16 protein-coding genes are annotated in these 14,627 nt (G+C 50.6%); 2 read left to right on the top strand and 14 right to left on the bottom strand.

Annotated features, from left to right (window positions below; all coding sequences use genetic code 11):
- Positions 1 to 24 precede the first annotated feature (24 nt).
- The 4 genes from IPP66_20705 to IPP66_20690 all read right to left on the bottom strand — a co-directional run bounded on the left by IPP66_20705 (position 25) and on the right by IPP66_20690 (position 3,972).
- The gene (locus IPP66_20705; GenBank protein MBK9927699.1) at positions 25 to 972 is read right to left on the bottom strand and encodes an L-lactate dehydrogenase; all 948 of its coding nucleotides are present in this window, start codon (positions 970 to 972) and stop codon (positions 25 to 27) included.
- Positions 973 to 1,111: 139 nt separating this feature from the next.
- The gene (locus IPP66_20700) at positions 1,112 to 1,840 is read right to left on the bottom strand and encodes a PIG-L family deacetylase (protein MBK9927698.1); all 729 of its coding nucleotides are present in this window, start codon (positions 1,838 to 1,840) and stop codon (positions 1,112 to 1,114) included.
- A gap of 298 nt (positions 1,841 to 2,138) precedes the next feature.
- Positions 2,139 to 3,104, bottom strand: a complete 966-nt coding sequence (locus IPP66_20695) for a hypothetical protein (GenBank protein ID MBK9927697.1) — start codon at positions 3,102 to 3,104, stop codon at positions 2,139 to 2,141.
- Positions 3,105 to 3,222: 118 nt separating this feature from the next.
- Positions 3,223 to 3,972: a histidine phosphatase family protein gene (locus IPP66_20690; protein ID MBK9927696.1), complete on the bottom strand. Its 750-nt coding sequence runs from the start codon at positions 3,970 to 3,972 to the stop codon at positions 3,223 to 3,225.
- A gap of 92 nt (positions 3,973 to 4,064) precedes the next feature.
- On the opposite strand from IPP66_20690, the gene IPP66_20685 reads away from it, so the two are divergent.
- Positions 4,065 to 4,877, top strand: a complete 813-nt coding sequence (locus IPP66_20685) for a hypothetical protein (GenBank protein ID MBK9927695.1) — start codon at positions 4,065 to 4,067, stop codon at positions 4,875 to 4,877.
- Positions 4,878 to 5,039: 162 nt separating this feature from the next.
- Complete coding sequence (locus IPP66_20680; protein ID MBK9927694.1) at positions 5,040 to 6,167, top strand: 6-phosphofructokinase; 1,128 nt, start codon at positions 5,040 to 5,042, stop codon at positions 6,165 to 6,167.
- Between the two features lie 55 nt (positions 6,168 to 6,222).
- Here IPP66_20680 and IPP66_20675 read toward each other — a convergent pair whose 3' ends face one another.
- From IPP66_20675 to IPP66_20630, 10 genes are all read right to left on the bottom strand, one after another.
- Positions 6,223 to 7,458, bottom strand: a complete 1,236-nt coding sequence (locus IPP66_20675) for a cyclic nucleotide-binding domain-containing protein (GenBank protein ID MBK9927693.1) — start codon at positions 7,456 to 7,458, stop codon at positions 6,223 to 6,225.
- A gap of 96 nt (positions 7,459 to 7,554) precedes the next feature.
- The gene (locus IPP66_20670) at positions 7,555 to 8,217 is read right to left on the bottom strand and encodes a hypothetical protein (protein ID MBK9927692.1); all 663 of its coding nucleotides are present in this window, start codon (positions 8,215 to 8,217) and stop codon (positions 7,555 to 7,557) included.
- A 117-nt stretch (positions 8,218 to 8,334) separates the two neighbouring features.
- On the bottom strand, positions 8,335 to 9,411 hold the full coding sequence (locus tag IPP66_20665; GenBank protein ID MBK9927691.1) for an Mrp/NBP35 family ATP-binding protein: 1,077 nt from the start codon (positions 9,409 to 9,411) through the stop codon (positions 8,335 to 8,337).
- Positions 9,412 to 9,510: 99 nt separating this feature from the next.
- Positions 9,511 to 10,137, bottom strand: coding sequence for a 4Fe-4S binding protein (locus tag IPP66_20660; GenBank protein MBK9927690.1), 627 nt, complete (start codon positions 10,135 to 10,137; stop codon positions 9,511 to 9,513).
- Positions 10,138 to 10,149: 12 nt separating this feature from the next.
- Positions 10,150 to 11,253: an NADH-quinone oxidoreductase subunit D gene (locus IPP66_20655; GenBank protein MBK9927689.1), complete on the bottom strand. Its 1,104-nt coding sequence runs from the start codon at positions 11,251 to 11,253 to the stop codon at positions 10,150 to 10,152.
- A gap of 142 nt (positions 11,254 to 11,395) precedes the next feature.
- Complete coding sequence (locus tag IPP66_20650; protein ID MBK9927688.1) at positions 11,396 to 11,893, bottom strand: NADH-quinone oxidoreductase subunit C; 498 nt, start codon at positions 11,891 to 11,893, stop codon at positions 11,396 to 11,398.
- On the bottom strand, positions 11,890 to 12,531 hold the full coding sequence (gene nuoB, locus IPP66_20645) for an NADH-quinone oxidoreductase subunit NuoB (GenBank protein ID MBK9927687.1): 642 nt from the start codon (positions 12,529 to 12,531) through the stop codon (positions 11,890 to 11,892). Before nuoB ends, IPP66_20650 begins: the two co-directional genes overlap by 4 nt.
- Positions 12,521 to 12,730 carry a Fe-S cluster assembly protein IscX gene (gene iscX / locus IPP66_20640; GenBank protein ID MBK9927686.1) on the bottom strand — a complete coding sequence of 70 codons (210 nt, stop codon included), beginning with the start codon at positions 12,728 to 12,730 and terminating at the stop codon, positions 12,521 to 12,523. The genes nuoB and iscX overlap by 11 nt, the downstream gene beginning before the upstream one ends.
- On the bottom strand, positions 12,727 to 13,047 hold the full coding sequence (locus tag IPP66_20635; protein ID MBK9927685.1) for a DUF2834 domain-containing protein: 321 nt from the start codon (positions 13,045 to 13,047) through the stop codon (positions 12,727 to 12,729). The genes iscX and IPP66_20635 overlap by 4 nt, the downstream gene beginning before the upstream one ends.
- Positions 13,044 to 14,546: an aldehyde dehydrogenase family protein gene (locus IPP66_20630; GenBank protein MBK9927684.1), complete on the bottom strand. Its 1,503-nt coding sequence runs from the start codon at positions 14,544 to 14,546 to the stop codon at positions 13,044 to 13,046. The genes IPP66_20635 and IPP66_20630 overlap by 4 nt, the downstream gene beginning before the upstream one ends.
- Between the last annotated feature and the right edge of the window lie 81 nt (positions 14,547 to 14,627).

Below are 14,627 nucleotides of genomic sequence, written 5' to 3'. Positions count from 1 at the left end.
ATTCCTTTTTAGGTGCAGGTTAAATTACAAACTGTTCAACACCTCTCGCAAAGTGTTGGCAGAATTTTCCAGAGCTTTTTGTTCGTCACGTATCAGCGAAGCCTCTACAATGCTGACAACACCATTCTGCCCGAGAACACATGGCACACCAAGACATACATCCTTGACGCCGTATTCTCCTTCGAGAAGTGTAGAGATGGTGAGCACACTTTGCTGGTCTTGCAGTATAGCGCCGACGATGCGTGTGAGCGCCATGCCAATGCCGTAATAGGTCGCACCTTTGTAGTTGATGATGTGATACGCAGATTCCTTGACCTGGCGCGCAATTCTCTCACGCTCGTTGTGCCAATCACCATTTCCATATTTGGGAGCGTACTCGTCCACAGGGACGCCAGCCACATTCGTCATGGACCAGGCGGGAAGCTCGCTATCTCCGTGTTCGCCAAGGATATAAGCGTGGACGTTGCCTACGTCCACATTGCAGTATTGGCTGATGAGATAACGGAAGCGTGCACTATCCAATACGGTGCCCGAGCCAATGACGCGGTTCTTTGTCCAGCCAGAGTGTTTGAGCGCCACATGAGTGAGGATATCAACAGGGTTGGTGGTGACGATGATGATACCCTGTGAATTTTCACTGATGATATCGTCGATGATGGCCTTGATGATCGCGGCATTTCTCTGCAAAAGATTGAGACGCGATTCGCCTGGGTTTTGTTTGGCCCCGGCGGTGATGACGATCACGCTGGCGTCGGCATAATCCGTTTTACTGCCCGCATGGATCTGCACGGGAGGGTAAAAGGGGAGACCGTGTGCCAGATCAAGCGCCTGTCCAGATGCAAGGTCGCTGTTTGCATCCACGAGGCAGATCTCGTCTGCCATCCCTTTTTGTGCGAGGGCGTAAGCAAAAGACGAGCCGACTGCGCCAGCACCTACTATTACAACTTTTCTTGATTTCCAGGTCGATTCCATACTTGTAAAATCTCTTTTCTGTTGTTTATTGTGCCCAGGTTTGCCATTAAAGATTTAAAGGGCACGAAAAGCAATGTAAAGTATTAAAGTAGAACATTGAACATCGAAGGCCTGTGATTTGTGACCTTCGATGTTTGCTTCAACTGTATTTCACTACTCTGAATTTCTCCTCGTATCTTGGTTTTTCGTCTGTACTATCTTCAGTCCGTCGAGACTTGAAGCGTTTGACCAATGCTTTTGAATCCTGCACCTGTGTCTTGTGTTCAAGGATGGCGTTGAGCTTGATATCCCATGTGTCAGTGACATCTACTGTTGTGTTGGGTTGGTTTGTCAGCGAGCACCAAACTTCTTTGGGCATATGAGGTTCGAGACCTGTATCAAGCAATTCGGGGAAGTAGACAAGGTTGCCAGCGGCGGGGAAAACGGCGTCGAGAACAATTTGTCCGCAGGCGCGATGATCGGGATGATTAATGCCATAAGTGGCGAACAAATTTTGCGGGTCACAGGTCACAAGGATATCGGGTTTGTGCCTGCGGATCTCCGCTACAACTTCACGACGGATGTGAATATCTGGGACAAGGTAGCCATCAGGGTTGGATAAGATGTATACGAACTTTGCACCGATAACTTTTGCAGCGGCATGTTGTTCCTCGTGGCGAATGGCGCATAATTTTTCGGGGGTCATTTCAGGGTGCGTGGTGGGATTGAAGCCCTTATCGCCGCAGGTGAGGAGAATGTAGGTGATGGAATGTCCCTCGCGCGCCCATTTGGCGAGTGTACCCCCGCAGAAGAATTCGGGGTCATCGGGGTGGGCGAGGATGACGAGGATGTTTTGGGGTGTTTGCCAGTGATACGGTTGTTCTGTCATGATTTTTCCGCCAGCCATTCTTTCAAAATTTGTAGGATTTTGTTTTGTTTGTGTTGAAGATGTTGTTTGCTGTCCATGCGGTTGATATCGAAGGAACTCTCATAGCGCGAAAGGACGATGTGAACGAGCAAGTAAAGCGTATTTCATGTTGATGGAGTCAGTTGAAAAAAGCCCGGGCAAGATAAAAATCAGAGGCCGAGGATACAGGCTTCGGCTTGAGATGAATCGTGCCCGGGCGGAGGGTCAGGTTTAGGGGTAGGGAAAGATCGTTCGGTGTGATGATGCCGGGGACGCGAAGTTAATTCTGCCTACGATTTTGATTCGAAGGCGGTTTACGGTTATTCTCTTCTCGTGGGCTTTTCTTACCGCATGTGCATCCACCGCTATCGTGACGATCGCAGGGCGCTTCGGATTTGCGTTTGAGCGCTTCGAGTTCATCCCAGGGTTGGATATCAGTATGTGCGAAGGTTTCGCGCCAGCGTTTGCCTTCTGCATCTTCGATGAACACAATGACCTGATTGCTCATGGGCAGGACATCGATAACTTTGCCTTCGCCTTTGGGCGTGACAACGCGCTTGTTGCGCTTGGGCAGTTGTTTGCGGGCTTCTACATATTGTTCGTATTCGTAAATGAGACAGCAACGCAGGCGACCACACATGCCGGTGATCTCTTCGGGTGTGAGGGAGATGCCTTGTTCCTTGGCCATCTTGATCGAGATGGGCGAGAAATCTGTTAGGAACTTGGAGCAACAACGGGTTTCGATTCCGCAGGCACCCATGCCGCCGATGATCTTGGCCACATCGCGCGGGCCGATCTGGCGGAGTTCGATCTGGGTGTTGGGGTAGATGTTGTACATGTCATGCTTGAGCGATTTGAGGTCCACCTTTTCTTCGCTCTCGGTACTGAACAGGAAGGTGAGGCGTGAGCCGTCGTAGTTGTATTCAGCTGAAACGATCTTGACGCCTTCGAGTTTGAGTTCGGATGCGCGGGCGCGACAGTTGATCATGGCTTCTGTCTGTTTGGATTGCCACGACTGAAGCAGGAGCAGGTCGCGAGGGGTAGCCCGCCTCTCTACGGACCTCCAGCCGCCTTCCGGTTTCGGAGGCAGTTCCTTCACGACTTGCACAACTTCGCCGAGGTGACGTCCGCGGGATGTATCCACAATAACATGTTCGCCAACACCCACGTCAGGGACGGAGGATGAGTCGAAATGATAGATTTTGCCTATTTTGGTAAAGCGTACACCGATAATGTTTTTATCCATGGGGCGAATTATACCGTACCCCACCCGCCCTAAAGGGCACCCTCCCCAAATACGACAAGAGGATTTTGTATGCGAACTAAATTTTAGTTGTCGTATTTGGGGAGGGATGGGGTGGCGCCTACCCTGTGATCAGATGACTCGGCAAATGATCGGTGCGGTTGATGTAACAGATGGTGACCTCATCTTTATAGACACTGATACGGCTGATGGAACAGTTGTTGAGAAGGAACCAGTATTGCATATCGAGATAGGCGGTGCGGAAAGGCAGATTGAGAATGACGCCCAGCAAATGGACAAAGAACGTGCCGTGGCTGACAAAGGCCACGCGATGTTCGGGTTGGCCTTCTCTGTCGCCGTGACGGGCGAGCAGGTCAACCCATACACGCTCAGCACGGACATGAGCCTGCTCCTCGGTTTCAACGGGGCGTTCCTGCCACCATCCGCTTTCATTGTAGCTTTCGGGTAACTTCAGCTCGGGATAATTGACCTCAAAAAAGGAGCGTGGTTTGCCGGGCAAGCCCTTGTCTTTCACTGCACCATCGCGCCCGTAGATGCCGCCCGATTCGTGAATATCTGTCCATGCGGTGAACGGGATGTGAGGCAGTTTGCGCACGGTGGGCATGGAGGTCTGCACAGCACGTTCCATTAGGCTGGTATAGATGTGGGTGAACCTAAATCCATGATGATCGTGTGGGTCCCACTCGCTATGATCGGTGTTGCCTTGATTCTTTTCGAGGAAATCCCCAAGGAGTTTGGCCTGTTGCTGGCCGATGTCGGTCAGTATGGGGTCCGTGCTTTCGACGTAGTTCGGGGTTCCCCAGCCCGCATTGTTCACGGATTGTCCGTGACGGATGTAGTAGAGTTGCATAAATGTCCCTTTGTGGTTTGAATTTGAATTGGGCGATTATAGCCGAGGAGGTTTGCTATAATCGAATTCTCAACAATGAATGGAAAATAACCATGGAAATTTTTATCCTCGCAAAGCAAAAAGCCTTGTGTTTTATAACGACCTGTTTCCTTCTCTTTTCTTTTGCTTGCGGCTCTTCCCCAAAATCAATTACTCCAAGTGTTAGCACTCCAAATATTGTTGTATCTGATACCCCAAGTCCTACATCTACTCTTGCACCAACAGCAACTGTCCAGCCTAGCGAAACGCCATTGCCCAGTGCAACTCCTGCGTCATTAGCTCCTGATCTAGGTCAGGTTATTGTTGACGAGAGCTTTGACGATTTAGATGCGGCTCTTAATTTTTGGGGACCAGCCCGTATAGAAAATGGGACAGTCGTGTTGGAAAGAGAAGCGGGATATAAATCTCCCGAAGGACTTTGGCCATTTGGCGGAATGAACACAAAGGGGCCAATCCCACCTGATGTGACAACCATCATCCTTTTTCGGGCGACCGGCGGCGCAACGTTCAACATAGGATATCATGCTGGCGATTACGGAACGGAATCGCTACGCCGTTTCAGTTTTAATTCTGGCAGTGGGGCATGGGATTTATATAGAGGAAATTCCAACACAACAGGCAACGCTAATTTCCCTGTCGAAAGTTGGAATGCTCGTCAGCCCGATTTTAATACGTGGCATTATTTTGCGATGAGACGCTCATCGAATGGTGACATGGATGTCAAATTATGGGAACGTGATAAGCCTGAAACCATGTTTACTTTTCATGGCAACTTGGGCCCCGAATGGGCGGAACTCGAAGTTACTTTCTTTCTCGATTATCACCAAGGTTCTTTTATGCTCGATGCGTATCAAGAATTAAAGTGATCCATACCAATACCTGACACTTAGCGTGTATTCCCCTGACATTTTCCTATTACAAGGATGCATTTCAACGCTATAATGTGGCCTGTTTAAAGATCGTGTGTATTTCAATCTAGAGGGAACCGGTCTTGAAAGTAATAATATATTTTATTATGGAGAACGCTCATGTCGAAGAAACAACAGCAACAACAATTTCCACCGATCAAAAAGATCGCCATCAGCACCGGCGGCGGTGATGCACCCGGCCTGAACGCAGTGATTCGTGCGGCGGCGCTCTCGGCCATGAGACGCGGTTGGGAAGTCTACGGCGTCCGTGATGGCTTCCACGGCATACTCTCGCCTGAGGAATACCCCGAAGGCGGTTTCATTCCGCTTACGCCCAAGCGTGTCAGCGGCATCACGCACCTCGGTGGTACCATCCTCGGTACAAGCAGTCGCAATAACCCGCTCAAGTATCCGATCCATCACGCAGATGGTACCGTTGAAGAAGTGGATCGCAGTGATGAGATCGTGCGTGGTTTCCGCCTGCATCACATTGATGCGCTCATTACGGTCGGTGGTGATGGTTCCTTGGCAATTGCTGACGTTCTCGCAAAGAAGGGTCTCCGCCTGATCTCTGTTCCCAAGACGATTGATAATGATCTCGATAAGACTGACGTCACATTCGGGTTCGATACAGCCGTCGGTTTTGCTACAGAAGCGCTGGATCGACTTCATTCCACAGCGGCCTCACACGGACGCGTCATGGTGGTTGAAATGATGGGGCGCTACGCTGGGTGGATCGCTCTTCACGCAGGGGTGGCTGGTTCAGCGGACGCAATCTTGATCCCCGAACACCCTTATGATATCGGTAAGGTTATCGATAAGATCAAGGAACGTGATGCGCTTGGCGATAACTTCACTATCGTGATTGTGGCAGAAGGCGCCTCACCCGTAGGCGGAGGCATATCGGTGGTGGAGCATACAGCGGGTCGGGCTGAGCGTTTAGGTGGCATCGGCGAAAAAGTCGCGGACGAGATCCGATCCCTCATCAATAAAGAGACTCGTGTCGTTGTGCTTGGTCACTTGTTGCGCGGAGGTTCCCCCACATCCTTCGACCGTCTGACGGCTCTGCGCTTTGGTGCGGCCGCTGTCCGTGGTTTGGAGGAAGGACAATCTGGCGTGATGGTGGCTCTTGATCCGCCACAGGTCAAGTATGTTCCGATTGAAGAAGCGATGGGCAAGATGAAGAAAGTGCCGCTCGATTCCGATATCGTCCAAACTGCACGTGACCTTGGAATCACATTCGGCTAAAATTATGTGCTGTTAAATAAAAAAGGCCTGACGAAACATCGTCAGGCCTTTTAGTTTATGCTGATGTCTTTGGTGGATTGATGGGCAACTGCAAATGGAATGTACTGCCCGGTAGCGCAACTTCATCATACCCGGCACTTTCGACCCATACTTTTCCGCCATGAGCGCGTGCCACACCTCGCACGATCGCCAGCCCTAACCCGGGGCCACCACCCTTGAACGTTGTTTTACCAGATGAGTGGATCGCGACACTGCCCACCTGATAGAACTTTTCGAAAACAAGTTCGTGGTGCTCAGCATCCAGCCCGATGCCGGTGTCTGTCACGGTCACCTCAACGCCGCGCATGGTATCGTCCATGACGACGGGGTGTGTATTGAGAAAAACCCTGCCGCCATCTGGCGTGTATTTGATGGCGTTGACGATCAAGTGATACAGCGCTTTTGAGATCAGAGTTGGGTCGCCATTGATGGTTGGGACGCCTTCCTCATGTTCCGTGTTGATCTCAATGTTCCTTTCGGCGGCGGCTTTTCTCAGGTCACGGGCGAGATCATCTATTACATGTTTCAATGAGACTGGCACCGAGCCTCGTTTGAGAGTCTCTGCGTCGATACGCGTCACATCCAACATCAAGTTGACGATCTCGTGGATGCGGTCAGTTCCTTTGAAGATGCCCTGCACCACGTCGCCAAGTGCGGTATTCATGCCTGTGCTACTGAACGAACGCAGAACGTTGACGTATCCTTTTAGAACCGTCAGCGGCGTACGAAGTTCGTGTGCGGCAACCTGAATAAATTCCAGTTTGTTGCGGTCGAGTTGACGGAGCACCTTGTTCGATTTTTGCAGTTCGGCAATCATGGTCTGATCGTTGGCGCGGATGCGGTCCAACGTAATGCGAATGATATCCAAAGCCATACGCGGACTGCGGCTGAGAATGGTTTCGAAATCCTGCTTTTCCATTTCCAGCACGGTGCATTCGGTGGTCGCACGCACAGTAGCGGCACGCGGCACGTTTTGGATCAATGCCATCTCGCCGACCAGATCGCCTCGGCCACCTATGCGGAGGGTGCGTTCCCCTTCATCGTCGAGCATTTTCTTGGTGACGACGATAGTCCCATCCGCGACGATATAGAATACATCCTCGTACGCACCTTCCTGGCACAAGACGTGCCCCGGCGGGTAGGTGCGGAGTTCGGTCAAGTCTGCCATTTCCTGCAGTTCGCCATCTTCCAGCCCCTTGAAGGCGATGCGTAGAAGGGAGATTTTGTCGAAGGTGAGTGTATCGTTCATCATGGTCGCAGTATACCCACGACCATGGTTCACAATTACAACAACTCAATTGCAATCACTCTACAGCCAACAAACATCTCCGATAGGTTCTCTAACAGGTTAAACCAGTTTCTCTTTCAAAATTTCCAGGATTTTGTCGGGCTTCTGTGAGATATCGATCGCTATTATATTGTTGGTGATGGTGATCTCGTCTGCCATTCGTCCGGTCCCGCGCATCACAAAAGCTTGACGATTCTCCAATAGGCCATAATACACATCCGTTCGTGAGATGTTGCCACCATTAACAAGAACAGTGATGGACTTCTCGGCTCCTGCTACGGCGGTAGCTATCTTTGCGATCCAACCTGATTCATCGCCCCAATCTGATCCGGGGATCAAAAAGAAGTGTGTGTGATTCGGGTCCAGTATGGATTTGGGATCTTCGTTGATGACGAGACTATCGAAAACTACGCCAATCAGTGGAAAGGTATACCCGTTCTTTTTCCTCTGCTTCCCAATCTCTTCCATGATACCGGCTTGCGTGCCTCCATCCACAATAACGGACTGAGTTTCCTCTGCGAGACGCGCTACGATGCTAATGGCCTTCTTCATGGGGAACTTCTCCATGAAGCCGATCCCACCTGCACCACCTACAAGGACAATGGATGTTTTGGGATATGGTATGCCCAATTGTGTCAGTGCCTCTGGAATTTCATTATTGTCCGAAATATTGACCGCCCTTACGGTTACGCCTCGTTTTAGTGGAATCTGTCGAATGAGCATATGGTCTCCTATTTATAAAAAGATCTTATCACACAGGAATCATTATACTCTTTACAAAAAAGGGTTTGACGATGCTTTACCGTCAAACCCTTTTATTTTTTATTACTGTGAAGATTATTATTCCACGATATTGATCGGCATGTCGTTCTTTGCGCTCAACGCCGCCACACTGACTTGTGCCGCGATCTTTTGCGCGATATTGGTCAATGCAATCGCCACCGTGGACTCGGGGTATGCGTCCACAATAGGCTTGCCGGTATCGCCGCCGATGCGCACGTTCTGATCGATCGGCACCATACCAAGAAGAGTAGTGTCAGTAGCCTTAGCCAATGCTTCACCGCCGCCGGAGCCGAACAAGTCCATGCGTGAACCATCTGGCAGATCGAGATAGGACATATTCTCGACAATGCCCAGGATCGGAACTTCAAGAGTCTTGAACATGTTCAATCCACGCCCGGCATCTTCAAGCGATACCAACTGCGGAAGTGTCACGATCACCGCGCCGCTCAACGGCAATGCCTGCGCCAGTGACAAAGACGCATCGCCCGTACCCGGAGGCAGGTCAATGATCAGGTAATCTAACTCGCCCCATTCCACATCGCCCAAAAATTGACGAATGGCCGAATTGAGCATCGGTCCACGCCAAATGAGAGGTTGACCGGGTTTCACGAGCAGTCCCATCGAGATCATCTTGATGCCATATGCTTCAGCAGGAATGAGACGCGGTCCGTTAGGCGGCGGGAGTTTTTCCACACCCAACATGGTGGGGATGTTCGGACCGTAGATATCTGCATCCATCAACCCGACGCGCGCTCCGCTTTTGGCTAACGCCACTGCCAGATTGACCGACACTGTGGATTTACCAACGCCACCTTTGCCGGAGCCAACAGCAATCGCATTACGAATCGGCATATTGACAAGCCCGCGCATGCGGCCATCGTTTGGTACATCCGAGTCCATTTTGACAGCGATCTCTTTCACGCCATCTACAGACTTGACAGCCTTCCTCACGTCTGCTTCGATCTTTCCACGCAAGGGGCAGGCGGGCGTGGTCAGCATGACGGTAAACGAGACTTTGTCTCCATCGATCTCCAACTCGCGGATCATATTGAGTGTTACGAGATCCTGGTGTAATTCAGGTTCCTGCACTGTTCCCAGTGCGGCTAATATCGCTTCTTTTGTGATTTGAGTCATTTGGTTATACCTGTGTAAATGATTTAAACACCAAGAACATTAGGGACACAAAAGTTTTATCGATCAAACCTTTGTGTCCCTTGGGCTCTTTGTGGTGAATTAGGATGCAGGTGCCGCAGGTTTTGCGGCAGCTTTGGCAGCTCTTGCTGCTTCTTTTGCTTTGCGTTCGGCGTCATTCCGCTCGTAATTTTCGGGGCGGATGTTCTTATAATACGAGGCTGGCTTGAGCAATTTATCCATGCCGTAGACGTTACGGGTGTAGGATGCGATATCGAAATCATGATCCATGATGATCGCATCGAACGGGCAGTACTCAGCGCAGAAACCACAGTTCATGCAGACGTCCGCATCAATGTAGAACTCAGTTGGCTCTGGGATGGGACGGCCAGTATTCGGGTCGTTTGATCGCACGATCCAAATACATTGTGGCGGGCAAACTTTCGCGCAGATACCGCACGAAGTACAGCGCACTTCTTTCTTCCCTTCTGCGCCTTCATCATATACAAGGAACGGCACATAACGGAACTCTTCCGGTTGGATCAACTGTTCTTCCGGATATTGCACCGTGAAAATGCCTTTGGTGTGTTTGCTGGCGCGATGCTTGATACCTTCCTCCGTGTAATAACGCTTCTTACCGCTCAGCATCCACGAAATATCTTCTGTATACGTATCCCAGAATCGCTTCCAGGTGACGCTCAATCCTTTGAGAATACCTTTTCCGTACATATTCATCTCCTCTTAGCGATCCAACTCGCCCATCACGATATCGAGCATGCCGAGCAATGCCACGAAGTCTGCGATCTTGGTGCCGATACACATCTGCTCGAGGCAGGTGATGTTCACGAACGAAGCAGGCCGCACATGATAGCGCCACGGATTCGGCTTGCCATTCGATACGACATAGAACGCCAACTCACCTTTAGGTGACTCAATGCGACCATACGCCTCACCTGCCGGGACCCGGACCTGGTACGCCGGTTTCTGAGAGTTGATCGGCCCATCGGGAATTTGTTTGACAGCCTGCTCCAGAATGCGAAGCGACTGTCGAATTTCATCCAAGCGGATGAGGTAGTTATCCATCATGTCACCGTTCTGGCGGACCGCCACATCGAAATCAAAACGGTCATAGATCGAGTAAGGATCAGCACGACGAAGGTCATATGGCACGCCTGCGGCACGCAGAACAGGGCCGGTTACTGAATACTTGATCGCTGTTTCAGCATCCACCACGCGCACGCCTTTCAAGCGCGAGACGAATACTTCATTCTCGCTCAAGAGACGTTCCATTTCATCGGTCTTGGCGGGGAGACGGTCGGTGACCAAATCCTTGATCTTTTGCATCACGTAGGGAGGAATATCGCGGACAACACCACCGAAGCGCAGGTAATTGCACATCATGCGTGCGCCGGAGACCGCTTCGAAGATATCGAGAATGAGCTCGCGCTCTTCAAAAGCATACAGCGCAGGCGTGTACATTGCGCCGAGGTCGTTGAGCAACATGCCAATGAAAACAAGATGGTTCTGAACACGGCTCAACTCCGCCATGATCACGCGAATATACTCAGCGCGTTCGGCGACAGGGATATTCATCAGCTTTTCGACGGTGATGGCATACCCGAGATTATTGCTCATGGAGTTGAAGTAATCGAGACGGTCTGTGTAGGGCATGTTCTGGAGGAACGTGTTACGCTCGCCGATCTTGTCGTGATTGCGATGCAGATACCCAACCACAGGCTTCAAACCGACGATGGTCTCACCATCGAGTGTGAGAGCGGCACGGAACACGCCATGCGTGGATGGATGGTGGGGTCCCATGTTGACCACGATGCGGTCGGTGTTCATCCCGTCTTCATTTGCGACGGTGTATCGCTTGAGGGATGTGTAGAGGCTTTCTTCGTTATCGGGAACCCATTTCTCGGGATCGAAGTTCTGCGGGAACTTGAGATTGTCTTTGAATGGATTCTTTTCTTCTGCAAGCGTATGCTTACCTTCGGGCCAGCGGCTCTTGAATGGTTTGAACTCTTCTTCGTAAAAGGGCTCCTGCCAATCCTTGCGGAGGGGGTGACCTTCGTATCCTTCCCACATGAGAATGCGGCGCAGGTCGGGATGGCCGGTGAATTTGATTCCGAAAAGGTCCCAGGCTTCGCGTTCTTGCAGGTCTGCTCCGGGGATACACATTGATCAAGGACGGGATTTCGATCGGGTCTACGCGCGGAACTTGTACGCGGAAGACAAGACCGGGGCCACCAGTAGTTTTATAGGCATGGTAGACCACTTCCATTTTGTTGTCGGGGAGGTAATCTACAGCGGTGAGAGCGGTGAGAAAGTCATAGCCAAATTCATCGCGGATGGCGGTGGCTACTTCGACGAGTTTATCTTTTTCGACGATGAAACCTGTGAAGCCGGGGCGAGTCTCAGCGGAGACAATGCCGGGGAAGCGCTGAACCAGATCAACAGTTAAGGTGGAGGCGGGAGCGGTCATGATGCACTCTCCTTCACTGCGGCTGTCGCTTTGATCTCTGCATTGCGACGTGGGTCGATCAGGTCAGGTCCGAGGATCGGGACGGGGACATAGTTGACGTCTTGTCCTTTATTCTTCTTGTTATACCAGGAGACCTTTTTGATACTCTCCTTATCGATCTTCTCTTGTAATTTGATCATGCCTGCGATGAGCGCCTGCGGGGTGGGAGGACAGCCGGGGATGTAGACATCGACAGGCAGGAACTTATCGATGCCTGCGACGACGTTGTACCCCTCCTTGAACGGGCCGCCACCCGATGCACACGCACCCATGGCGACAACATATTTTGGTTCAGGCATTTGATTGTAGAGACGCACGATGGCAGGTACCATTTTCTTGGTGACCGTGCCTGAGACGAGCATCATATCCGCCTGACGCGGGGTGGGGCGCATGACCTCCATACCGAAGCGGGCCATGTCGTAGCGTGAGGCTTGCGCGGCGATCATTTCGATGGCGCAACACGCAAGGCCGAACATGAGCGGCCATACCGATGAGCGACGCCCCCAGTTGTAGAGGCGGTCAAGCGTGGTGATGGCCACGGCATTCTGAATGTCTTCAGGAATGTCGTATTGAGGCAGGCTTAACTTTTCATTGTCCATTGATGTTCTCCTCGAACCAGTCTTGATAGATTGCATAAAGGATGTCGTCGTTCGCGAGTGCGGGATCATCCTCGAATTCCGAAAGTTGCATTGTCCAATCGTAGATTTGTCGCAATGTCACCTCTTCAATGTTGATATCCTTGTGTTGCCGACGAAGTTCCATTGCTATTGCGTAGGTCGCTTCCCAATTCAGGGTCATTTGCTTTCCAGTTTTCGTTCTCGAAAGTATAAAAAGAGTGGCAAGGCAAACGAAAGACCTACAGTTAACGATGCGAGAATATATAACCACCAGTTCTTCATTTGCAGTTTTGTAGCTTCACTGACCATGTAGATCCAAAACACAATGATCGAGATGATTAAGTCAACGACAAAGAAGGTTGATATATTGTTGGCAAATAATTGTTGGAAGAGCAAAGAAACATCTAACCCATAGGCCCTAAGAAACTTTAAGAGAAAACAATAGGGTGCGAACAAACCTATGAGGGAAATCGCGAGATAAATATTTTTTCGGTTCACGATTCTTCTCTATTATCGATCTGGGCGCGTTGTAATTTGCCTGAATAATCCACGTAAATGGATTTCCATTCGGTAAACACTTCGAGCGCGGCTTGCCCGGCTTCGCGGTGGCCGTTGCCCGTGCCTCGCACACCGCCGAACGGAAATTGGATCTCTGCGCCAGTGGTTCCGTGGTTGATATAGACTAAACCTGTAAAAATATCGCGCATGGCAGTGAAGGCGCGGTTTACATCTTGTGTGAAGATCGAAGTGGAAAGTCCGTATTTGGAACGATTGTTGACTTCGATGGCTTCCTCAAACGACTCGACTTCGATGATCGAAAGCACTGGGCCAAAGACCTCTTCCGCTTCAAGCGTGGACCCGGGTCTGACTCCGTCAAATAAAGTTGGTTCGTAGAAAAAGCCTTTATCAACGGACTTTGAAACGGATTCACGGACAGAAACGGACGCTTTGTTGCCGCCGACAAGGAGTCTTGCGCCTTCTTGTTGGCCGAGTTGTACATAGTTGTGGATTCGTTCGAGAGCGGCTTTGTTGATGACGGGACCGACGTCCACTTTGGGGTCGAGACCATCTCCGAGCTTGAGTTTCTTCGTACGTTCGACAAGCGACTCTTTGACTTTGCTTGCAATCCCTTTTTGAACAATGAGTCTGCTTGCGGCGGTACAGCGTTGACCTGTTGTGCCAAATGCGGCCCAGAGAGTTGCGTCTGTTACTAATTCAAGGTTTGCATCATCCATGACGATGATGGCATTCTTTCCGCCCATTTCAAGCGATAATTTCTTATTATGTTTACCAGCCATTTCAGCAATGGCACGGCCTGTGGTTGTTGAACCCGTAAACGAAAGCACACGCACGTCAGGGTGTTCAACGAGCGCTTTACCCACGTCCGCGCTGGGGGCCATAATGAGGTTAAAGACACCAGCGGGAATTCCAGCTTCTTCAAACACTTTGACGAAAGCGGCCGAGATGGCGGGAGTCTCTGGTGATGGTTTCCAAATGATCGTATTGCCTGCAACGAGCGCTGGGAATATCTTCCATGAAGGGACAGCGATGGGGAAGTTCCAGGGAGTGATGAGACCAACGACACCGGATGGATCACGAACAGCCATGCCGAATTTGTTCATCATTTCCACGGGAGCTGTATAACCAAGTAAACGACGTCCTTCTCCACCCATGAAGTAAGCCATATCAACGGCTTCCTGCACATCACCACGCGCTTCGGCGATGACCTTACCCATATCGCGCGTAAGTAGTTGCGCGAGTTCTTCTTTTTTACCTTTGAGGATGTCACCGACTTTGAAGAGCATCTCTCCGCGCAATGGGGCAGGGACGAGTCTCCATGATTTAAAGGCTTCTTTGGCTGCTTGGACTGCGGTATCTACATCAATGAGTTCGGCTTGTGCAATCTCTGCCACCAACTCTTCGTTGGCGGGATTGATGGTCTGAAATGAATTCCGCCCTTTGACCCACTTGCCGTTGATATAGTTGTGGAATTCCATAAGTTTTGTGAGATTATAGCACTTGGCTAGTCAAAGTCAATTGAATTATATAAAAATATTTTTATATAAATAAGAAAGTGA

The organism is Candidatus Defluviilinea proxima (assembly GCA_016721115.1).
GTDB classification, from domain to species: domain Bacteria; phylum Chloroflexota; class Anaerolineae; order Anaerolineales; family Villigracilaceae; genus Defluviilinea; species Defluviilinea proxima.
The sequence above is the reverse complement of the archived record's forward strand: the minus strand, read 5'-3'. Positions and strand labels throughout refer to the sequence as shown.